The 21,650-nt window shown below is 67.4% G+C and carries 17 protein-coding genes; 5 read left to right on the top strand and 12 right to left on the bottom strand.

Going from position 1 to position 21,650, the window contains the following annotated elements; translation table 11 throughout:
• The 5 genes from GTP77_RS11305 (at position 1) to GTP77_RS11285 (ending at position 5,616) form a co-directional block, all read left to right on the top strand.
• The gene (locus GTP77_RS11305) at positions 1–2,253 is read left to right on the top strand and encodes a gluconolaconase (RefSeq protein ID WP_229202153.1); all 2,253 of its coding nucleotides are present in this window, start codon (positions 1–3) and stop codon (positions 2,251–2,253) included.
• Positions 2,254–2,352: 99 nt separating this feature from the next.
• Entirely contained in the window at positions 2,353–3,543 is a 1,191-nt protein-coding gene (locus GTP77_RS11300; RefSeq protein WP_161072267.1) for an acyl-CoA dehydrogenase family protein, read from the top strand.
• 11 nt (positions 3,544–3,554) lie between these two features.
• Positions 3,555–4,694, top strand: coding sequence for an acyl-CoA dehydrogenase family protein (locus tag GTP77_RS11295; RefSeq protein ID WP_161072266.1), 1,140 nt, complete (start codon positions 3,555–3,557; stop codon positions 4,692–4,694).
• A 12-nt stretch (positions 4,695–4,706) separates the two neighbouring features.
• The gene (locus GTP77_RS11290; RefSeq protein WP_161072265.1) at positions 4,707–5,171 is read left to right on the top strand and encodes a MaoC family dehydratase; all 465 of its coding nucleotides are present in this window, start codon (positions 4,707–4,709) and stop codon (positions 5,169–5,171) included.
• Positions 5,164–5,616, top strand: a complete 453-nt coding sequence (locus GTP77_RS11285) for a MaoC family dehydratase (RefSeq protein ID WP_161072264.1) — start codon at positions 5,164–5,166, stop codon at positions 5,614–5,616. Before GTP77_RS11290 ends, GTP77_RS11285 begins: the two co-directional genes overlap by 8 nt.
• Positions 5,617–5,783: 167 nt before the next feature.
• Here the strand turns inward: GTP77_RS11285 and GTP77_RS11280 are convergent, their stop codons facing one another.
• The 12 genes from GTP77_RS11280 to GTP77_RS11225 form a co-directional block, all read right to left on the bottom strand.
• Positions 5,784–6,707 carry a diguanylate cyclase domain-containing protein gene (locus GTP77_RS11280; RefSeq protein ID WP_161072263.1) on the bottom strand — a complete coding sequence of 308 codons (924 nt, stop codon included), beginning with the start codon at positions 6,705–6,707 and terminating at the stop codon, positions 5,784–5,786.
• Positions 6,704–11,263, bottom strand: a complete 4,560-nt coding sequence (locus GTP77_RS11275) for a PAS domain-containing protein (protein WP_161072262.1) — start codon at positions 11,261–11,263, stop codon at positions 6,704–6,706. Before GTP77_RS11275 ends, GTP77_RS11280 begins: the two co-directional genes overlap by 4 nt.
• 133 nt (positions 11,264–11,396) lie before the next feature.
• Positions 11,397–12,656 (bottom strand): acyl-CoA dehydrogenase family protein, encoded by a 1,260-nt coding sequence (locus tag GTP77_RS11270; RefSeq protein ID WP_161072261.1) that lies wholly within the window; start codon positions 12,654–12,656, stop codon positions 11,397–11,399.
• Positions 12,657–12,668: 12 nt separating this feature from the next.
• Positions 12,669–13,748: a phosphotransferase gene (locus GTP77_RS11265; protein WP_161072260.1), complete on the bottom strand. Its 1,080-nt coding sequence runs from the start codon at positions 13,746–13,748 to the stop codon at positions 12,669–12,671.
• Between the two features lie 207 nt (positions 13,749–13,955).
• Positions 13,956–14,540 carry a prepilin-type N-terminal cleavage/methylation domain-containing protein gene (locus GTP77_RS11260; RefSeq protein WP_161072259.1) on the bottom strand — a complete coding sequence of 195 codons (585 nt, stop codon included), beginning with the start codon at positions 14,538–14,540 and terminating at the stop codon, positions 13,956–13,958.
• A gap of 25 nt (positions 14,541–14,565) precedes the next feature.
• On the bottom strand, positions 14,566–15,264 hold the full coding sequence (locus GTP77_RS11255) for a type II secretion system protein (protein WP_161072258.1): 699 nt from the start codon (positions 15,262–15,264) through the stop codon (positions 14,566–14,568).
• A 15-nt stretch (positions 15,265–15,279) separates the two neighbouring features.
• Positions 15,280–16,014 (bottom strand): hypothetical protein, encoded by a 735-nt coding sequence (locus GTP77_RS11250; RefSeq protein ID WP_161072257.1) that lies wholly within the window; start codon positions 16,012–16,014, stop codon positions 15,280–15,282.
• On the bottom strand, positions 16,001–16,501 hold the full coding sequence (locus GTP77_RS11245) for a hypothetical protein (RefSeq protein WP_161072256.1): 501 nt from the start codon (positions 16,499–16,501) through the stop codon (positions 16,001–16,003). Before GTP77_RS11245 ends, GTP77_RS11250 begins: the two co-directional genes overlap by 14 nt.
• Positions 16,498–17,169: a hypothetical protein gene (locus GTP77_RS11240; protein WP_161072255.1), complete on the bottom strand. Its 672-nt coding sequence runs from the start codon at positions 17,167–17,169 to the stop codon at positions 16,498–16,500. Before GTP77_RS11240 ends, GTP77_RS11245 begins: the two co-directional genes overlap by 4 nt.
• Complete coding sequence (locus GTP77_RS11235; protein ID WP_161072254.1) at positions 17,166–18,716, bottom strand: hypothetical protein; 1,551 nt, start codon at positions 18,714–18,716, stop codon at positions 17,166–17,168. The genes GTP77_RS11240 and GTP77_RS11235 overlap by 4 nt, the downstream gene beginning before the upstream one ends.
• Positions 18,717–18,727: 11 nt before the next feature.
• A complete protein-coding gene (locus tag GTP77_RS11230) occupies positions 18,728–19,936 on the bottom strand; it encodes a type II secretion system F family protein (protein WP_161072253.1) in 1,209 nt (402 codons plus the stop codon).
• Entirely contained in the window at positions 19,936–21,648 is a 1,713-nt protein-coding gene (locus tag GTP77_RS11225; protein WP_161072252.1) for a GspE/PulE family protein, read from the bottom strand. Before GTP77_RS11225 ends, GTP77_RS11230 begins: the two co-directional genes overlap by 1 nt.
• Between the last annotated feature and the right edge of the window lie 2 nt (positions 21,649–21,650).

Below are 21,650 nucleotides of genomic sequence, written 5' to 3'. Positions count from 1 at the left end.
TTGCCCCTGGCGGGCATCGCTGTGGCGGCAGCCGTGGCAGGGGCGGGCGTGTATTTTTATCTGCAAGCGCGTGCGCCGCAGGTGGAGGCCGGGCAGGCTGCTCCGAAAAAGGCGGTGGAACGCACGCCGGACTTCTGGGCTGCGCGCGTGACCACGCTGGCCGGCGACGGCACGGCGGGTGCGGCGGAAGGCAATATGCCCCTGACCGTGGCGCGTTTTGCCGATCCCTACGGCGTGGCGCTCGACGCCGCAGGCAATATCTATATCGCTGATGCGGGCGACAACAACCGCATCCGCAAGCTCACGCCTGGCGGCGCCACGTCCACGCTTGCAGGCGGCAAGGAAGGCTTTGCCGATGGCCCGGGCGCGCAGGCCATGTTCAATACGCCATCCGGCATCGCCATCGACGCGCTGGGCAATCTGTATGTGGCGGACACCGGCAACAACGCGATCAGGAAGGTGGCGCCGGACGGCACGGTCAACACGCTTGCCGGTAGCGGTGTGGCGGGCACGGCGGACGGCAAGGGCAGGGAAGCGCAGTTCAACGGTCCGGTAGGCGTGGCGGTGGGCGACGACGGCGTGGTCTACGTGGCGGACACCTATAACGACGCCATCCGCCGCATCGCGCCCGACGGCACGGTAAGCACCATCGCGGGCAACGGCCTGCCGGGGGATGCGGACGGTCCGGCGCTGAAGGCGGGCTTCGACACCCCCTGCGCGCTGCTGCTGGACGCGGACGGCGCGCTGCTGATCGCCGACACGCGCAACAACGCCATCCGCAAGCTGGGCAAGGACGGCATGGTCAGCACCGTGGTGCGCGCGCCGGACAACGACAGGCAAGCCTTGCTGCGCCGTCCCATCGCGCTGGCGCGCACGCACGACGGCCACCTGTATATTGCCACCGGCTCGCAAGGCCGGATATTGCAGCTCACGCCGCAGGGCGGTCTGGATGGACTGGTTGATGTGGGTCAGAAGGTTGAGCCGGGCTACGGCAGCGACGGCAAAGTGCAGCTTTACGCGCCGCGCGGCATGGCGCTGGCGCGCAATGGCAGCCTGGTCGTGAGCGACGCCGCCACCTTCCGCATCCACCGCCTCAGCATGGCCACGCCGGCCGATACGCAGGCTGCCTCGGCGTCCGCCACGGGCGCGCCGCAGTCCGCCCTGCAGCCTGCCGCCGGTGGCGGCAACGGCATGCTCAATGTGGCCGCAGCAGCGCCGGCAGCCGCCCCTGCGGCCGCCCCGGCACCGGCCAATACGGCGCGGAGGCCGTCTCCGGTGAACAGCATCCTGTGGCCGGTCGGCCCGCAAAACGCGCCGCACGAAGTGGTTGGCCTGATGGGCGAAGTGCGCGGCAATTTCGAAGGCGAAAGCCGCGACCACTTCCACGCCGGCCTGGACGTGCAGGCCGACGTCGGGCAGCCCGTGCTGGCCGTGGCCCCCGTCAAAGTCAGCGACCCCTTGCCCAACTGGGGCTTCGGCAGCCTGAGCGAAGGCATTGCCCTCGGCCACATCTCCTACATCCACATGCGCGTGGGCCGCAACACGAAAAACGCCGCGCTGGACGAACGCTTCCAGCTGCTGCGCAACGCCAAGGGCAAGCCCGAACGTGTGCGCGTGCGTCGCGGCGCCCGTTTCGCGGCGGGCGACACGCTGGGCACCATCAACGGCATGGCCCACGTCCACCTCGACTACTACGAGCAAGGCAAAGTCCTCAACCCCCTCAGCCTGCCATTCAAAGGCCAGGTGGACACGGTGCGCCCGCACATCAACAGCATCACCCTGTTCGACAGCCGGGGCAAGGTCATCAAGGCCGCCAAGCGCAAGCCGCTGGTCATCGCGCGCGAGGTCGGCGAGCTGAGCATCGTGGTGGACGCCTACGACCAGATGGACGGCAACGAAGCGCGCCGCCGCCTGGGCCTGTACACCCTGGGCTACCAGCTGCTGCGCGAAGACGGCAGCCCGGTGGCCGGCTACGAGCAGCCCACCATCACCCAGGTCTACGACGAACTCCCGCGCAACCGCGAAGCCGTGAAATACGCCTACGCGCCCAACAGCGGCATTACCGTCTACGGCAGCAAGGCTACGCGCTTCGCCTACACGCTCACCAACCGCATGATCCACGGCCAGGTCACGCCCGGCATGTGGAGCGTGGCCGGCCTGGCGCCCGGCAACTACAAGCTGCGCGTGCTGGCGGCTGACTATGCGGGCAACCAAGCCATCGAGGGGCGCGATTTGCCGTTCACGCTGCTGTAGCAAGTTGAAGCGATAATAAAGAGCTTGCCGCTGTCTCCCGGTGCGGTACAATAAATGAACGATCGTGCTTTTTAAGATTCGTCATAACAAGGAGACAGCATGGATTTGAACTACTCGTCCGAGGATCTGGCGTTCCGCGACCAGGTGCGCGCCTTCCTCGCGGCCAACCTGCCCGCCGACTTGCAGCAGAAAGTGCGCAAGCACCTGCGCATGTCGCGCGAAGACATCGTGCGCTGGCACCGGATCGTCGCCAAACAGGGCTGGGTTGCGCCCGCCTGGCCGGTCGAGTACGGTGGCCCGGGCTGGAACGCCACCCAGCGCCACATCTGGGAAGAAGAGTGCGCCATCGCCGGCACGCCGCCCGTGCTGCCCTTCGGCATCAACATGGTGGCCCCGGTCATCATGGCCTTCGGCAATGAAGAACAAAAAGCCTACTACCTGCCGCGCATCCTCAGCTGCGAAGACTGGTGGTGCCAGGGCTATTCCGAGCCGGGCTCCGGCTCCGACCTGGCCTCGCTGAAAACCACCGCCGAGCGCGTGGGCGACCACTACATAGTGAACGGCCAGAAAACCTGGACCACGCTGGGCCAGCACGCCGACATGATCTTCTGCCTGGTGCGCACCGACAGCACCGTGCGCAAGCAGGAGGGCATTTCCTTCCTGCTGATCGACATGAAAACGCCGGGCATCACTGTGCGCCCCATCATCATGCTGGACGAAGACCACGAAGTGAACGAAGTCTTCTTCGACAACGTGAAAGTGCCGGTCGCCAATCTGATCGGCAAGGAAAACAAGGGCTGGACCTACGCCAAATACCTGCTGGGCCACGAGCGCACCGGCATTGCAGCGGTGGGCCGCTCCAAGCGCGAGCTGCAATTCCTGAAAAAGGTGGCGCTCAAGCAGCTCAAGCGCGGCAAGCCGCTGCTGGAGGATCCGCTGTTCGCGGCCAAAGTGGCCAACCTGGAAATCGAGCTGATGGCGCTGGAAACCACCGTGCTGCGCACCATTTGCCAGGAAGACCAGACCCCGGGTCCGCAAGCGTCCATGCTGAAAGTGCGCGGCTCCGAAATCCAGCAGATCCTCACCGAACTGATGATAGAAGCCCTGGGGCCGGATGCGCTACCCTTCGACACCAGCTACCTGGAAGGCAAGTCCGAGCACGCCGTCACCGGCGACGACGACCACGCGCCGCTGGCGGGCTACTACTTCAACTTCCGCAAGACCTCGATCTACGGCGGTTCGAACGAGATTCAGAAAAACATCATCACCCAGATGATACTGGGCCTGTGAGGGGAGACAGCATGGACTTTATTTTCAAAGAAGAACAGCAGCAGTTCGCCGACGCCCTGCGTCGCTGGGTGGACAAGGACTACGGCTTCGAGACGCGCAAGCGCATCATCCATTCTCCGGCCGGCGTGTCGGACGAAGCGTGGGCCACGCTCGCCGAGCTGGGCATGCTGGCGCTGCCGGTGCCCGAAGAGCAGGGCGGCTTCAACGGCAGCGCCGTGGACATGCTGGTGGTGATGCAGGAACTGGGCCGCGGCCTGGTGGTGGAACCCTATTTCGCCACCGTGCTGGGCGCGCAATTCCTGAACCTGGCCGGCGGTCACGGCAAGCTGCTGGAGCAAGTGGCGGGCGGCGAACTCAAGCTGGCTTGCGCGCTGGGCGAGCAGCAATCGCGCCACGACCTGAGCGACGTCGCCACCACCGGCCACGAACTGGGCAATGGCTACGTGCTGAACGGTACGAAGACTGTGGTGATCCATGGCGGCCAGGCCGGCGCCTTCATCGTGTCCGCCCGCAGCGGCGGTGAGCAGCGCGACAAGGGTGGCATTTCCCTGTTCGTGGTGCCGGCCGATACCAAGGGCGCAACCGTTACCGACTACCGCACCATCGACGGCCAGCGCGCCGCCACCGTGCAGTTCAGCGGCGCCGAAGTGCCCGCTTCCGCACTGCTGGGCGGCGTGGGCGCCGGCTGGGACATCCTGGACGCCGCCTCCGACTACGGCGCCACCTTGCTGTGCGCCGAAGCGGTGGGCGCCATGGACGCCATCTTCGCCGCCACGCTGGACTACCTGAAAACGCGCCAGCAGTTCGGCGCGCCCATCGGCAAATTCCAGGCCCTGCAGCACCGCATGGCAGACATGTTCATCCACCTGGAGCAGGCCCGTTCCATGGCCATGCTGGCGGCGGTGAAAGTGGCCTCCAGCGACGTGGAAGAGCGCCGCCGCGTGGTGTCCGCCGCCAAGGTGCGCGTGGGCCACGCCTGCAAATTCGTCGGCCAGCAGGCGGTGCAGCTGCACGGCGGCATGGGCGTGACGGACGAGCTGCCCGCCGCCCACCACTTCAAGCGCCTGACCATGATAGACCTGACCCTGGGCGACGCCGACCACCACCTGGAACGCTTCATCGCCCAGCCCGGATTCAAACACGCCGCTTGATCAGGAGGCCGCATGAAGAAATGGTATTTCGAGGATTTTGCCGAGGGCCAGGAAATTGCGCTGGGCGGCCGGCATGTGACGGAGGAGGAGATCATCGCCTTCGCGACCCAGTTCGACCCGCAGCCCTTCCATATCGACCACGACGCGGCCGCCAAGTCCATCTTCGGCAAGCTGGCCGCCAGCGGCTGGCACACCTGCAGCATGATGATGCGCATGGTGGTGGACGGCATTTTGAACGACTCGTCCAGCATGGGCTCGCCCGGCCTGGACAGCATCCGCTGGATCAAGCCGGTGTACGCGGGCGACACGCTGAACGTCAGCTACGTGACCAAGGAAGTGCGGCCATCGAACTCCAAGCCGGACCGGGGCGTGGTGGTGTCTGTCTGGAAGGCCACCAACCAGCACGGCGAGCTGGTGGCCACGGTGGAAGGCATGGGCATGTTCGGCCGCCGCCCGGCGGGAGCGGCCGATGCGTGAGATCGCCACGCTGGAGGACATGAAGCAGCTGGTGGGCGAGGAAGTGGCCGTCTCGGAGTGGTTCGACATCACGCAAGAGCGCGTGAACCGCTTCGCCGACGCCACCGACGACCACCAGTGGATCCACGTGGATGAGGAGCGCGCCAAGCGAGAATCTCCGTTCGGCGGCACCATCGCGCACGGCTTCCTGACCTTGTCGCTGGTGCCCGCCATGCTGGAAAGCGCGCTGAGGATGGTGGACATGAAAATGGGCCTGAACTACGGCCTCAACAAAGTCCGCTTCCCCGGCCCCGTGCCGGTCGGCAGCCGCCTGCGCGCCCGCCTGACCATCCAGTCCATCGCCGACATCGAAGGCGGCGCGCAAGTGGAGTGGGGCGTGGTCATCGAGCGCGAAGGCCAGGCCAAACCCGTCTGCGTGGCCGAGTTCGTCATGCGGCGCTACTAGCAGGCCAGCACGGATTGGCTACGTGGTGGCGGGTTACGCGGCCTCGCCGCTAACCCGCCCTACGGTATTCTGAGGTTTCGACATTCGTATATTGCGGCAATATTCTGGTGTTTCAACATTCGGATATTGCGTAGGGCGGGTTAGCGCAAGGCGCGTAACCCGCCAAATTAATCCGTGGCGGACATGCAGTAGCGGTTGCGGCCGGTTTCCTTGGCGCGGTAGAGGAGGGCGTCGGCGGTGCGTATCAGGGCGCTGGGGTCCGCGTTCTCGTCCGGCAGGGCGGTGGCGACACCCATGCTGACGGTGACCAGCGGTCCCACCGACGAGGCCTTGTGCGGTATCTGCAGCAGCCGGATTTCGTCCAGGATGCGCTTGGCCACCACTTCGGCGCCGTCCGCTCCCACCTGCGGCAGCAAAATGATGAATTCCTCGCCGCCGTAGCGCGCCAGCAGGTCGGGCGGGCGCCCGGCGCAGCGCTTCATGGCCGCGCTCACCTGTTGCAGGCACAGGTCGCCGGCCTGGTGGCCGTAGGCGTCGTTGTAATGCTTGAAGTGGTCGATGTCTATCATGACGACCGCCATTTCCACGCCGGAGCGCGCGCAGCGGCGCCATTCGTTGTCGATGGCTTCGTTGAAGCTGCGGCGGTTGGCCACGCCGGTCAGCGCGTCGGTCAGCGTCAGTTCGCGCATGGCGTCGGCCTGGCGTTTGACAGTCAGCTGGGTGCGCACCCGCGCGCGCACCACCGCCACGTTGAAGGGCTTGCTGATAAAGTCCACCGCGCCCGCTTCCAGCGCCCGCGTTTCGTCTTCGGGATGGGTGAGGGCGGTGACGAAGATCACCGGAATGTCGCGCACGGCGGCCGAGGCGCGCAGCGCGGCGCACACTTCGTAGCCGTCCATGCCGGGCATGACCGCGTCCAGCAGGATCAGGTCCGGCTGCTGGTTGTGCGCTATCTGCAGCGCTTTTTCACCGCTGAGCGCAAACAGCACGTCGTGCTCGTCTTGCAGCGCGTGGTGGAGAATCTGAATATTCTCCATCGCGTCGTCGACGATCAGGATGCGTCCGTTCATCGCCAGGTCGCTCCAGCTCATGCAGTGTCCTTTCGCTTCAGCATATCTTGCACCAATTGTTCTGCGGCAGCGAAATCCAAGGTCTCTACGGCGTGGGCCAGGGCCAGCACGGCGTCGTGGCCGTGCGCCTTGAGTCCGGGCCGCAGCGACTGGAAGTGCGTCAACGCTTTCATATTGTTAGTCTGTAACAAGGATAACAGGTCTTCCAGTGCTTGCGGAAGCGCGGGGCCGTCCGGCGCCCCGGCCGACCCGCTGGCCGCGTCTGTTTCCGGCAACGGCAGCGGCAGGGTGCGGGCGGCCTCCGTCACCACGCTGATGGACTGGTCCAGCGCCGTCAGCAGGAAGGCCAGCTCGGTTTCGCGCGCCTCGTGCAGCGCCACTTCGGCTTGCGCGCTGAGGCGGGCGATGTCGCCCGCGCCCAGGTTGGCGGCCACGCCGCGCAGGCGGTGCAGCAGCTGGGCGGCGGCGTGGTGCTTGCCGCCGGCCAGCAGGGTGCGCACTTCGCCCACCGTGCCGCCCTGCGAATTTTCAAAGCGCTTGAGCAGGCCCACGAAAGCCGGGTAGTTGCCGGCAAGCCGCTTCAGCGCCGCCTCCAGGTCGATGCCGGGCAGGCTGAGCGGCCTGTCCTCGGCGCCCGGCTTGCGCCAGCTGTCGTCGGGGGCGGTACGGCCGGGACCGGGGCGCAGCGGGGCCAGGCGCAGCAGCGTGGCCAGCAGCTCGTCCACGTCGATCGGCTTGGGCACGTGGGCGTTCACGCCGGCCTCGATGGCAAGTTGGCGGTCCTCGTCCAGCGCGTTGGCGGTCATGGCGATGATGGGCAGGTCGGCCAGCCCCATGGCGCGCAGCGCGGCGGTGGCTTCGTAGCCGTTCATGACCGGCATCTGCAGGTCCATCAGCACCGCGTCGTAGCGCTTGCGGTCCTCGGTCAGCAGCTCGACCGCCACGCGGCCGTTGCCGGCGATATCGACCCGGGCGCCGGCGTGCAGCAGGATGTACTGCGCCATCTCCTGGTTGATTTCATTGTCTTCCACCAGCAGCACGCGCATGCCGGCCAGGCGGCCGGACAGCGGCGTGTGGGCCGGCAGCGCGGACGGCTGCACCGAGCCGGTGCGCACGGCGGTAATGGCCGACAGCAGGCGGGCCGGCGTGGTGGGCTTGGCCAGCACGGTGGCGATGTGGAGGCTATCGGCGATGGGGATTAACTCCTCGGTGTAATGGTCGGGCGCCATCATGATGGTGGGCGGCAGCAGCAGGGTATCGTCGGTATGCGCCTGGGTCAAGAGCGAGATGCCGTCCAGGTCGGGCAGGCCGGCGTCCAGCAGCAGCAAATCGAGCTGAGGCGGGCCGCCGGCGCGCGCCAGCTTGCGCAGCATGGCCAGGCCGGCCTGGCCGCTGTCTGCGCTCCACACGCGCCAGCCCAGCGCCTCGCACTGGCGCGCCAGCATGTCGCGCACGGTGGCGTTGTCGTCCACGATAAGCAGGCTCAGTCCCTCCAGCGTCGGCGCCAGCGTGCGCGGCGCCGGCAGGCCGTGCACGGCGCGCTCCAGCGTGCAGGCGAAGCGGAAGGTGGAGCCCTTGCCCAGTTCGCTGTGCACGCTGATGGCGCTGCCCATCAGGTCGGCCAGGCGGCGGCAGATCGCCAGGCCCAGCCCGGTGCCGCCGTATTGGCGGCTGGTGCTGTTGTCGCCCTGCGAGAAGGCCTCGAACAAATGGGCCTGCTGCGCCGGGCTGATGCCGATGCCGGTGTCGCGCACGGCGAATTCCAGCGTGGCCGAGGTGGCGGTGCACGAGAGCTGGCGCACGGCCAGCACCACTTCGCCCTGCTCGGTGAACTTGACGGCGTTGCTGCACAGGTTGAGCAGCACCTGCTGCAGGCGCATGGCGTCGCCCAGCAGCTCCAGCGGCACCTCGGGCGCTATGCAGAAGATGGGCTCCACGCCCTTGTTCCAGGCGGTCTGCCCGATCAGCACGCCGATGCTGGTGAGGATGTGGTCGAGATTGAAGGGGCTGTGATCGAGCTTGAGCTGGCCGGCCTCGATCTTGGAGAAGTCCAGCACGTCGTTCACCACCGCCAGCAGCGAGTGGGTGGCGAGCTGGATCTTGCCCACGTAGCTGCGCTCGCGGCGCGCCAGCGGCGCCTCCTCCAGCAGCCGCGCCAGGCCGATGATGGCGTTCATCGGCGTGCGGATCTCGTGGCTCATATTGGCAACGAAAGCGCTTTTCGCGCGGCTGGCCGCCTCGGCGCGGTCGCGCGCGCGCACCAGCTGCTCGTTCAGGTCGTGCAGGCGCAGCTCGGTGCGCTTGAGCTCCGTCACGTCCGACACCATGCTGAAGAAGCCGCGCGTGCTGCCGTCTTCGTTCAGGTCGGGAATATAGTTGGCCCATACAAAGCGCGATTCGCCGTTGCGGTCCGGGCGGTCCTGGTAGAAGCTTTGCGGATGGCCGGCCAGCACCGCCTCGATGCGCTGGCGGTTGCGCCGGTACATATCGCCGCCCATGATCTCGGGTATGGTGGCGCCCAGCACGGTGTCCACGTCGCTGCCGGCGGCCTCGATAAACGCGCGGTTGGCGAAGCGGCAGCGCAGCTGCTCGTCCCAGTAGGAGACCATGCCTGGCACGTGGTCGGTCACGGTGCGGATAAAGGCGTTGCTGCGCGCCAGGCTGAGCGAGGTGGCGCGCAGTACCTCGTCGGCGCGCTTGCGTTCGGTGATGTCGATGGACATGCCCAGCAAATGGGTGGGCACGCCGTCGTCGTCGCGCAAGACTACCTTGCGGGTGTTGAGCACGTGCACGGTGCCGTCGGACGCGGTCAGCTCCTCCTCGGCGATTTCCACCACATCCTCGCTGGCCAGCACGGCGCGGTCGGCTGCGGCAAAGGCTTCGGCCTGCTCGCGGGGGAAGAAATCGAAATCGTTCTTGCCCAGCACATGGGTACGCGGACGGCCCAGCGTCAGTTCGCCCTGGCGGTTCAGCATTTCAAAGCGCAGGTCGGACGCGCTTTTCAGGAACAGCATGGCGGGCATGTATTCGACCGCCGACTTGAACAGTTGCTTGGACTGGCGCAGCTCGCGCTCGATGCGCTTCTGCGGCGAGATGTCGACCAGCAGCCCGGTAATGCCTATCATGCGGCCGGTGGCGTCGCGCACCGGGAAGTAGCCGGACAGCCAGTGGCAGGCCTGGTCCGGTCGGCCCGGCGCGCTGCCGCTCATTTCGATGCCGGAGATGGCTACGCCGGTGGCGATCACCCTGCGGTAGTCGCGCTCCACGTCGTTCCTCACCTGCTCGTCGGGAATCACGTCGCCGAAATGCAGGCCGATGTGCTCGGCCACCGGCCTGCCGTTCACCGAGGCCAGGTAGTCGTTGATCATGACGATGCGCAGGTCCAGGTCCACATAGCTGAGGCCGACCGGCGCGCTGGCGTACACGTTCTCCAGCAGCGCCTTGGACGCCTCCAGTTCGGCGGTGCGTTCGGCCACCAGGGCCTCCAGCTCGTGCCGGTGGCGGTGCACGTCCACTTCCACCTGGGCCAGGGCCTGGGCCACTTCATCGGCTTCGCGGAAAGTCATCACAGGCAGCTGCATGGCTTCGCCGCTGGCCAGCGAGCGCGCGGGCCGGGTCAGGCCGACGATGGAGCGGCTGATCTGGCCGCCCATCAGCCAGGCCAGCACGATGCCCACCAGCAGCAGCATGGACACCGCGCCGGACACCAGCGGCACCGACGGCAGTTCGGCATTCAGTATGGCTTCCTGCTCCGGCATGCCCACGCCCACGGCCCAGGTCCGTCCCGGCAGCAGGCACAGGGCGGCGAAGACGGGGAAGCCGTCGCGCGAGTCGGTGCGCAGCGCGGCCTCGCCGTTGGCCAGCAGCAGAGCACGGTTGGTTTCCGACATGGGCGTGCCCACGTAGCGCTCGCGGTTCTTGTTGCGGTCCACCACGATGCCGTCCGCGCCGATCAGCGCCATCAGCAGCTGGGGCGAGAGGTGCTGCGCGGCGGCGGCCGCGTCCAGGCGCTGGGGCAGCAGCACGGCGGTCAGCGCGTAGACGGCTTTGCCGTTGCGCAGCACCGGCACGTCCACGGCCACTTCCGGCTGGTGGGGCTGGCCGGGCTGGGGGAGCACGGACAGTGCCGGCTTGCCTTGTTCGAATACGGTGGCCAGGCGCTTGAGGTTGTCCTGCTGGGGGATGGCGGCGCCGGCCGGCCCTGCGTTCAGCAGCTGGCGTCCGCCCGCGTCGCTGAGCAGGATGCGATGGACCGGCAAGCCGGGCCGCAGCAGGCGCCCGGCTTGCGCCGCGAAGGCGGCCTCGCCGGCGCCTTCCATGCTGTCGCCGATGTTGTCCAGTCCGGGCGCGCCGGCCAGCGCCAGGAGCGCGCCTTCGGCAGCGTCGATATCATGGCCGATGGCGCCGGCCAGGGTGCGCGCGGTAATGAGGGTGTCGTGCTGGATCTGCAGCTGCTGGCGGTGATAGAAGTGCTGGACCAGCACGCCCAGGCCGATGACGGAGGGCAGCGCGCAGGCCAGGACCAGCAGCGCGATCTGCAAGCGTATCGATGGCAGCCTGGCCGTAGTGTTTAGCACCGCATCGCCCCCGGAGTGCGTGGATAGCGCTCTGATGATAGCCGAGCGCCGCGCGGCGACCAAGAAAAATTGTCACGCCCGCCGGCCCCGATGCAACACTGCTGAAACAATGTCGCAGGGGCAGGGAGGGTGCTCAGCTGCGCGTGACGGGCAGGCCGAGGTCTTCCTTCAGCGGCAGGTGCTTGGCCAGCTCCAGCTTGGCGATGGCGTTGCGGTGCACCTCGTCCGGGCCGTCGGCCAGGCGCAGCGTGCGGTTGCCGGCCCACTGGTAGGCCAGCGGGAATTCGTCCGACACCCCGGCCGCGCCGTGCGCCTGGATGGCCCAGTCCAGCACCTGCTGGGCCACGTTGGGCGCCAGTACCTTGATCATGGCGATCTCGGCCTGCGCGCCCTTGTTGCCCACGGTGTCCATCATATAGGCCGCCTTGAGGGTCAGCAGGCGGGCCGTGTCGATCTGGATGCGCGCCTCGGCTATGCGTTCGCGCCACACGCCCTGTTCGGAAATGCGCTTGCCGAAGGCCACGCGGCTGTGCAGGCGCTGGCACATCAGCTCCAGCGCGCGCTCGGCCACGCCGATGGCGCGCATGCAGTGGTGGATGCGGCCCGGCCCCAGGCGGCCCTGGGCGATTTCAAAGCCGCGTCCTTCACCCAGCAGGATGTTGGCGGCCGGCACGCGCACGTTCTCGAACACCAGCTCGCAGTGGCCGTGCGGCGCGTCGTCGTAGCCGAACACCGGCAGCGGACGCACCACGGTCAGGCCGGGGGTATCGGCCGGCACCAGTATCATGGACTGCTGCTGGTGGCGGGCGGCGCTGAAATCGGTCTTGCCCATGGTGATGTAGATCTTGCAGCGCGGGTCGCCCGCGCCCGAAATCCACCACTTGCGGCCGTTGATCACGTACTCGTCGCCGTTGCGCTCGATACGGGTCTCGATATTGGTCGCGTCCGACGAGGCCACGGCCGGTTCGGTCATGGCGAAGGCCGAGCGGATCTCGCCGCGCAGCAGGGGCTCCAGCCATTGCTGCTTGTGCTGCTCGCTGGCGTAGCGTTCCAGCGTTTCCATATTGCCGGTGTCCGGCGCGGCGCAGTTGAACACCTCCGGCGCCCAGGGCACGCGGCCCATGATTTCGCACAGCGGCGCGTAGTCCAGATTGGACAGGCCTTCCGGCGCGCGCGTGGACTTGGGCAGGAACAGATTCCACAGGCCCTGTTCGCGCGCCAGCGGCTTGAGCTTCTCGATGATCTCGGTGGGTATCCAGCGGTTGCCCTTTTCGCGGCCGTTGCGCTCCACTTCCTGGTAGAACACCTTCTCGTTCGGGTAGATATGCTGGTCCATGAAGGCCAGCAGTTTGGCTTGCAGTTCTTTGCAGCGTGCCGAGTACTCGAATTCCATGCCCGTCTCCTGTTAGATTTGTTTGCCGGACGCGTAGGCCCAGGCCAGCTCCGCCATGGGGCGCGCCATCTTGCCCGATTCCAGCGCCTGCGCGCTGGCGGCGGTGCCGTCCACATAGCGTTTCATAATGCCTTGCATGATGCTCGCCAGGCGGAACATATTGAAGGCCAGGTAGAAGTTGAAGTCTTCCAGGCGTATGGTCTTGCCGGTGCGCTCGGCGTATTTGGCGATGTATTCCTGCTGCGAGGGGATGCCCAGCGCTTTCAGGTCCAGCCCGGCGATGCCGCGGAACTGGCCCGGCTCGATATTCCAGCCCATGGCGTGGTAGGAGAAGTCGGCGAAGGGGTGGCCCAGCGTGGACAGTTCCCAGTCCAGCACCGCCAGGATGCGCGGCTCGGTGGGGTGGAAAATCATATTGTCCAGGCGGTAGTCGCCGTGCACGATGGCGGTGTCGTCGCCGGGCGGGATGTTGTTGGGCAGCCAGGCGATAAGCTGGTCCATGGCTTCGATCGGCTCGGTCTGCGAAGCCACGTACTGCTTGCTCCAGCGCTCGATCTGGCGCTGGAAGTAGTTGCCGGGTTTGCCGTAGTCGCCCAGGCCGATGGCGGTGTAGTCTATGCTGTGCAGCTGGGCGATGACGCGGTTCTGCTCGTCGTAGATGGCGCTGCGTTCGGCCGGCGTCATGCCGGGCAGGGCCTGGTCCCACAGCACGCGGCCGTCGACGAACTCCATCACGTAGAAGGCGCGGCCGATCACGGATTCGTCGGTGCACAGGGTGTACTGGCGGGCGGCGGGGAAGCCGGCCTTGTTGAGCGCGTCCATCACGCGGTATTCGCGGTCGATGGCGTGGGCCGAGGCCAGCAGCTTGGCGGCCGGGGCCGGCTTGGTGCGAAGGACGTAGTGTTGACAATGCGGCTGGTCTCCCTTGCTCAGCTTGAAAGTGGGGTTGGACTGGCCGCCCTTGAACTGCACCACCGCCAGCTCGCCTTCCGGGTAGCCTTCGACGTGCTGGCGCAGATACGCGTCCAGCGCCGCCACGTCGAACTGGTGGCGTTCGGACACTGCTTTGGTGCCCATGAATTCCTCAAACATCGCGTCTCCTGCGTTGGGATAGTTTATTTATTCTATCGCATAAAAACGAACGCGCGTACTTTTTTGTGTTGGCGGGTTACGCGCTTCGCGCTAACCCGCCCTACGCGAGCCCAACGGCGCCAGGCCGGAACCGAATGCGTCGATGCGGAACCACGGCGCCTACGAGCGTAGGGCGGGTTAGGTGCAACGCACCGTAACCCGCCAAGATCAGAAGAAGATCGCCAGCCGGGTGATGATGGCGCCGGTGTTGGTGTAGGCGGTCACGCCGGGGGCGACGGCGGCGCGCACGGAACCGGTGTTGGGCTTGCCGTCGTCCAGCTTGGCGTCGATCTGTTCGGCCACGGTGTCGGGCAGGTTGTCGATGCGGATGCCGTTGCCGCCGCGCCCGCCCACCACGTCGTTGTACAGATAGACCGCGCCGCCCTGGGCGCTGGTCATGAAGTCCGAACTGCCGTTGTACGAGCCGGTGATAAAGCCGGCCAGCGCCAGGTGCTGCGGCGCGAGCTGGTATTCGGTGATCTGGCCGTCGCCATTGCCGTTGCCGGTGGCGCCGGGCACATGGGCGGTGGCCAGCGGATCGTCGCCGGGCAGGGCGCGGAATTTGTCCTGGTAGGCATTCACGGCCGAGGTGAGCGAGTTCACCTGCTGGATAATGTTTTTCACCTTGGCGCTGTCGATCAGACTTTGTCCTTTGAGTACGCCGCCCAGCAGCAGGCCGATGATGACCAGTACGATGGCGATTTCCACCAGGGTGAAGCCGCGCTGGGCGGCCGGTTTGCTTGATTTGCGCATGTGAGTTCCTTTCGCTGTGTTCAGATTAGGGCAGTACCTGCGCCGCCACCATGCGGTTGAACAGGATGTTGGGCGAGACCCAGGCCACCATGTCGTCGAACTCCCCGCCCGGCAGGGCGTGGTTGTCGCTGGCGCTGCGCGCCATGAAATTGATGTCGGCGTGGGCGTTGTTTTGTTCGTCTTCGTTGCTGCGCGAGCCGTTGCTGACAAGCAGTCCGGCGTCGCTGGTGGCGCCGTAGCCGTTCCTGCCGTGCGAGAGGATGACGGCGGGGATGTCGGCCGGCGCGGTGGCGGGCGCCAGGTTGCCCAGCCCGTCGCGGGTGTAGACGGTGATGTCGCGCGCGGTGACCAGCTTGAAGCGGATGGCGCTGTCGGCAAAGGCGGGCGTGACGCTGTAGCGGTACAAGTGGTTCCAGGCGTCCAGCCGGGGCAGGCCCAGCGTGGCCCAGGGCAGATAGCCGTCGCGCCGCTCGCCGGTGCAGCGGCCGCCGCTGCGGTCCTCCTGGCCGTCGCTGGCGGAAATGGCGGGGCAGGGCAGGTAGCCGTTGCGCAGCGCAAAGCCCACCAGCGCTTCGCGCGCCTCGTCCAGCGCGCGCTGGGTGTCGGCCGCCTTGCGCTGCTCGAGCTGCATGGTGAGCGGCGTGAGCAGGCCGCCCACCATGAGGCCGACGATCACCAGCACAATGGCGATTTCGACGAGGCTGAATCCGTGTTGCTTGTTCATGGCGGCGTGGCGTCTTCAGTTGGGCAGCGTGCGGGCGGCGCGCATGCGGGCGTACAGGGTTTGCAGGGACAGCCAGGCCAGCTGGTCGTCGAACTCGCCGCCGGGGGCGTCCGGCTTGCTGCTGGCGGCGCGGGTAATGAAGTGCGTGCTGGTGGTGGCGTTGACGGCTTCGTCGCCGCCGTCGGCGCCAGGGCTGGCGTTGGCCTGCTCCACGCCGTGCGCCGACACGCCGTAGTTGTGCTTGCCGTGCGAGAGCAGCACCAGCGCGGCGCAGCGCAGCTGGGCGGTGCAGGCGGGGCCGCCGGCCACGTAGTGCAGTTCGCCGTCCGCGCCGCGCTGCTGCACGGTGCGCGTGGCGGCGGCCGTTGCAGGCTGGTAGTCGTAGCTGGTGAAGGCGGGCGTGACGCTGTAGCGCAGCAGTTTGCCCCACGCGTCCTCGCCGGCCACGCCGAGCGCCACCCAGGGCAGGAAGCCGGTGCATTGTTCGTCGCTGGCGCAGGGCTGGGGCCGCTCGCGGCCGTCCGTGGCGGAGACGGCGGGGCGCGGCAGGCGGCCGTTGGCGGCGGCGAAGCCGGTGAGCGCGTCGGTGGCGTCGGCCAGCAGCATCTGCGTCCTTTGGACGCGCCGCTTGTCCACCGCGCCGCCGCTGAAGGCCGACATCAACAGCGACGCGCCCGCCAGCGCGAGCACGGCGAGCAGGATCAGGAGCACGGCTCCGCGCTGGCGGCGCATGGGCTTATTGGCCGGCATTGGTGATGGCGCCCGTGGCTTCGTCATAGCTTTGGCCCGCTTTCAGGGTGATGCGCTTGCCGGAAGGGAGATGCAGCAAGACCGAGCGGTCCGGCAGCACCTGGCTGCCGGGCTCGGCCAGCGGCACGTCGTTGAGCCAGACCGTGGCCCGGCCGCCCTTGCGCTGGACCACGCCGTTCAGTTGCAGCGGCGCGGGCGGCGTTGCGGCCGGCATGGCGGCGCCGTCGGCGCTGGCCTGGTTTTCCACGGCGTTGCCGTCGCGCTGGGCGTCCAGCTGCGCGCGCTGCTGGGGCGTGGAGAACAGGCGTCCCAGGTGGCGGACCTGGGCGGCCGGCGCCTGCGTTTGGGCCTGCGTCTCGGGCGGCATGGCCCAGAGCGGCGCTGCGGCGAACATGGACAGGAGCGCTGTTGCGACGTGCGCCCGGCCCGCCGCCGGGCAGGCCGCGATGGCGGCGCAGCTTGCGCGGATCGCTGCAAGGTGGCTCATTGCGGCCTCCATTGCTGGGCGATTTGCGGGGCCGGCGCGGGCGTCAGCGTGAGCCAGTTAAGGGTGCAGTCGGCCGTGAGCGTGGGCGCGAGCGGCGTCGGCAGGCCGGTGGCGGCGCGCTTGATGCTGCATTCCTGCGCGCTGTAGAAGCTGCGCTGGCGCAGGTCGTCCAGCAGCACGAAGAGGTCGCCTTCGTGCAGCAGGTCCATATGCAAATTCATGCGGCTGCCGTGCAGGCGGTAGCCGCCCAGCGGCGTGGCCGGATCCAGGCGCACCGGCTGTTGCGGCGCCAGCTCGTAGCTGATGGGCAGCAGCTTGCGCTGTTCCTGCACCTGGCGGATGGCGTCCACCCAGTCGAGCCGGTTCTCCTTGCCGATCAGCCCGCGCTCGCGCAGGGCCGCGTACTGCGGCTGGTACAGGCGGATTTCGCGCTTTTCGGTCTCTGCGTTGAACAGCCGGTCGCGTGCGCCGTTGCGCTTCTGCTGCGCCCAGGCCTGGTAGTCGCGCGCCTGGTGGAAGTACCAGCGGCTGGCGGTCACGGCCGCCGCCGCAAGCGCTGCCGTGAGCACGAAAGCGAGCACCTGCGCGCGGATCAGCGAAAACTCGCGCAGCCAGTAGGGCAGCGCCGCCGCGCGCGGGGAGAGGGCTTTGCGGGACGCGGCGTTCATGGCGCGAGGCTCAGGTTAAGGATGAACGGGGCCGGCTTGCCGCCGGCCGCGCCGGTACTGCCGCTCAGCTTGGCCGAGGAACTGACGTCCAGCACCGGCCGTTCTATGGCCACCGTCAGCCTGGGGTTGCGGGCCAGCTCCTGCGCAAAGGCGTTCATGCTGTCGACAATGGCGCGCGTGCTGCTGGCCACCAGCGGAATCTCGGCCTCGACGCGCAGCGACTGCGGCGGCTTGGAGGGAATGCCCAGCACGCTGGATGGAATGGCCGCTTCGGGGTCGGCCCCGTCCGCCGCCACGCGCCAGTCCAGGCGCACGATCTGCACCTGCGGCACTTTGTCCAGCGCGGCGCTGAGCATGCCCACCATATCGATGGGCGCGGGCGCCTGCGTGGCCAGCAACCGCTCTATCGTCACCGCCGCCTTCATATTGGCGGTGGGCGCCAGCGACGGCGGCATGTCCGACATGCTGACCCGGTAGCTGGCGTCGTAGCCGGCCGCCTCCATCACCAGCCGGCTGCCTTCGTGCTGCGCGTCCGCATAGGCCCACAGATTGCCCCCGGTCCACAGCAGTGCGCACGCGGCCAGCGCCGCGCTGGAGGACATCAGCGTTTGCCGGATGCGCCACAGGCGGTAGTAGCGGCTGTCCTCGCCCAGCGGATACTGGCCGGCCGGCTGCGTCCTGGCCAGCAGCTCGAGGAACAGCGGATCGGCCAGCGGCGCGTCCGTGGACGGCTGGCCCAGGTTGCCCGCACCGCCGAGCCCGGCCAGTCCGGCTGCGATCGCCAGCGGAATAAAGTGGTAAGCCGTCTCCGGCCCGCTTTCGCACTGCGCGCTCCAGCGCTCCAGGTCCGGCTCCGGCGCCACCATGACGGCGTGCAGCTGCTCGCCGCGTTCGATCAGCCGCACGCTCACCAGGAATTGCTGCGTGCGCGCCGTCTCCGCGCCGGCGTTGACCAGCGCGCCTTCCCGGTCCGTGGCCAGCGTCAGGCGGCTGAATTTCAAGCGGCCATCGTGGAAATAGCTCTGGCGCACGCCCGCCGTCTGCTGCGTCACCAGCAGCAAATGCTCGTGTTCGCGTCCCAGGCCCAGCCGGGAGACCAGCTCCTCGCTCAGCAGCGGCACCGAATACAGGCCCGCCAGCGGCACTTTCAGCAGCGCCAGCGCATCCGTCCACGGCTGCAGCAGCAAGGGATTGGTGAGCGCCGAGCACAGCAGGATATCGTCGCGCCGGCCTTCCTCCGCGCGGCCCTGGGCCATGGCCTGGCGGTAGGGCGTTTCGCGGTACTGCTGCAGCAAGCGCCGTTCCAGCAGATTGCGGCCCGCCTTGCCGCCCACGTGCGGCAGCAGCATGCGCTGGAAGTCCTCCTCCACCAGGTCGGCCAGCAGCAGGGCGGGCGCGCCGGGATGCTTGTGCTCCAGGTAGCCGAGGAAGGCGTCCAGTCCCGCTCGGGTGGCGGCAAAGCTGGCCGGTCCGCTCAGCTTGCCGGACTGCCACAGCCAGGCGTCGAGCCTGTCGCTGCTCAGGTAAAAGAGGTGTTTGCGGCGCATGGTGGTGGTCCTCACAGCCGGATGCTGCTGATGGTGTCGTAGATCGGCCCCAGCACCGACAACATGATCCAGCCCAGCATCAGGCCCAGCGTCACCGTCATGGCCGGTTCTATCATGGCCTGCACGCGCTCTATCATCTCCTTCACTTCGCGGTCGTAGAAATAGCTGGCGTTGTGCAGGGCGCGGTCCAGCGCGCCGGTGGCTTCGCCCACTTTCAACATGCGGATCACCAGCGGCGGAAAGATGCCGGTGTGCTGGAACGCCGCCGTGACGCTGTAGCCTTCGGAAATGAGCTGCGCCGCGCGGCGCAGCCCGGACGCCACCACCCGGTTGCCCACGATGCCTTCGGACAGCCGCAAACACTCCAGTATCGTGATGCCGGACGCGTACATGAGCGCAAAGAAGGTGGCAAAGCGCGCCAGGATGATCTTGTGCAGCACCGGCCCCACCAGCCACACGCGCAGCTTGAAGGCGTCGAACGCGAAGCGCGCCCGCTCGCTGCGGCCCAGCCAGACGCGCAGCGCCACCCAGGCCAGCACCGGCAGCAGCAGGATGGCGTACCAGTACTGGATAAATGCGCCGGACACGGCGATCAGCGCGCGCGTGTGCAGCGGCAGCTCGTTGCCCATGTTGCGGATGAAGGCGGTCAGCTGCGGCACCAGGTAGATCATCAGGAAGAAGGTCACGCCCAGCACCACCAGGGCCACCACCAGCGGATAGGTGAGGATCTTGCGCATGCGCGCGGCCAGCTCGTCCTGCCATTTCAGGCTGTCCGACAGGTTGCCGAACACCTCCGCCACCTTGCCGCTCTGCTCGCCGGCGTGTATCAGGCTGGTGAAGGTGCGGTCGAAGGTTTCCGGGTGCGCGGCCAGCGCGTCCGACATCTGCAGGCCGCCTTCTATGCTCTCGATCAGCGCGGTGAGCACCTCGCGGAAGCGCGGGTGCTGCTCCATGCTCTCGCGCAGGTCGTCCAGGCCTTCCAGGATGGGCACGCCCGCGCCCGTCATCTGCTCCATGTGGAAGCAGAAATTGATCAGGTCCGCGCGCGTAATCGAACGCCGGCCCAGCACCAGCAGCTTCTCGCGCGTGACCGTGTAGTCGATCAGGTCCAGCTCCATGCGGCCCAGGCGCAGCTCCAGGTCGGGCACGTTGGCCGCGTCCATATTGCCCGGCATAAGCTGGCCGGCGCTGTCCATGGCGGTGTAAAGATAGTGCGGCATCAGCTCAGCCTGTCCGTCAGATCGACCACGCGCGACACTTCCTCCAGCGTGGTCACGCCTTCCAGCACGCGGCGCATGCCGTCGTCCACCAGGGTCTTGAAGCCGGCCGCGTGCGCCGCCTTGCGCAGCTCGCGCGCCGAGGCGCGGCGCGCCACCAGTTCGTCCAGCTCGGCGTTCATCTTCAGCAGTTCCATGATGGCCAGCCGGCCCTTGTAGCCCTGGTGCGCGCAGCGCTCGCAGCCCACCGCGCGGTACAGCGTGGCGGGCGTGTCGCCCCGGCTGTCCTCTGGCAGGCCCAGCAGGCGGCGCTCCAGCGGGTCCGCCGTGTTCGGCGCGCGGCAGTGCGGGCACAGCCGGCGCACCAGGCGCTGCGCGATCACGCCGATGATATTGCCCGCCATAACGTCGGCCACGATGCCGATGTCCAGCAGCCGCGAGATGGAGCCGACGGCCGAGTTGGTGTGCAGCGTGGAATACACTTGGTGGCCGGTCATGGCGGCGGCGAAGGCCATTTCGGCGGTTTCCTTGTCGCGCACCTCGCCCACCAGGATCACGTCCGGGTCCTGCCGCATCATGGAGCGGATGCCATCGGCAAAGCCCATCTTGGCCGATTCGTTGACCGAGGTCTGGCGTATCATGTTCATCGGGTATTCCACCGGGTCTTCCAGCGTCATGATGTTCACGCTCTCGGTGTTGATGTGGTTCAGGATGGAATACAGGGTGGTGGTCTTGCCGCTGCCGGTGGGGCCGGTCACCAGGATCACGCCGTCCGGACGGGCGATCATCAGCTTGAGCAGGGTCAGCTCGGGCTCGTCCAGGCCCAGGCCGTCCAGCGGCACGATGCCTTTTTGCCGGTCCAGCACGCGCAGCACAATGTTCTCGCCGTGCGTGGTGGGCTGGGCCGAGGCGCGGAAGTCGATCTGGCGGCCGGAGAACTTGATGGCGATGCGGCCGTCCTGCGGCGCGCGCGTTTCCGCGATGTTCATCTTGCTGATCACCTTGAGCCGCACCGCCATGGCCGGCCAGTAGGATTTGTGCAGGCTGCGGATCTGGCGCAGGATGCCGTCGATGCGGTAGCGGATGCGCAGGAAGCTCTGCTCCGGCTCGAAGTGGATATCCGAGGCGCCGTTCTGCACCGCGTCCGCCAGCAGGGCGTCGATCAGGCGCACCATGGGCTGGCTGTACTCGTCGCTCAGCGTGCCCAGGCTGGCGTAGTTCACTTCGCCCGTTTCAATCTCGTGCAGGATGCCGTCGATGGACAGCTCGAAGCCGTAGTACTGGTCGATGGCGCGCTGGATGTCGGACTCGTTGGCCAGCATGGGCGTGATGGTGATGCCCTGCACCAGCATGGCGTTGATCTGGTCCAGCGCCACGATGTTGCTGGTGTCGGACATGGCCAGCACCAGGTTGTCCGTGTCGCGCTGGTAGACGATGGGGAACACGCGGTAGCGCTTGGCCACTTCCTTGGGAATCAGCTTGAGGGCGACGGCGTCCACCACCAGGCTGTTCAGGTCGGCGCTGGGGGTGTGCAGGTTTTCGCTCAGCGCCTCGCGCATGATGGCTTCGGTGACGAAGCCCAGCGCGATCATCATCTTGCCGAGCGGCTCGCCGCTGCGCTTCTGCTCGATCAGGGCGATGCGCAGCTGGTCTTCGCTGATGACGCCTTTCTGGATCAACAGCTTGCCGAGCGGGATTTTCGGAGACTCGCCCATCG

The sequence above is a fragment of the Pseudoduganella aquatica genome (genome assembly GCF_009857595.1).
In the GTDB taxonomy this organism is placed as follows: domain Bacteria; phylum Pseudomonadota; class Gammaproteobacteria; order Burkholderiales; family Burkholderiaceae_D; genus Rugamonas; species Rugamonas aquatica_A.
This window is presented reverse-complemented; position numbering and strand designations above follow the sequence as displayed.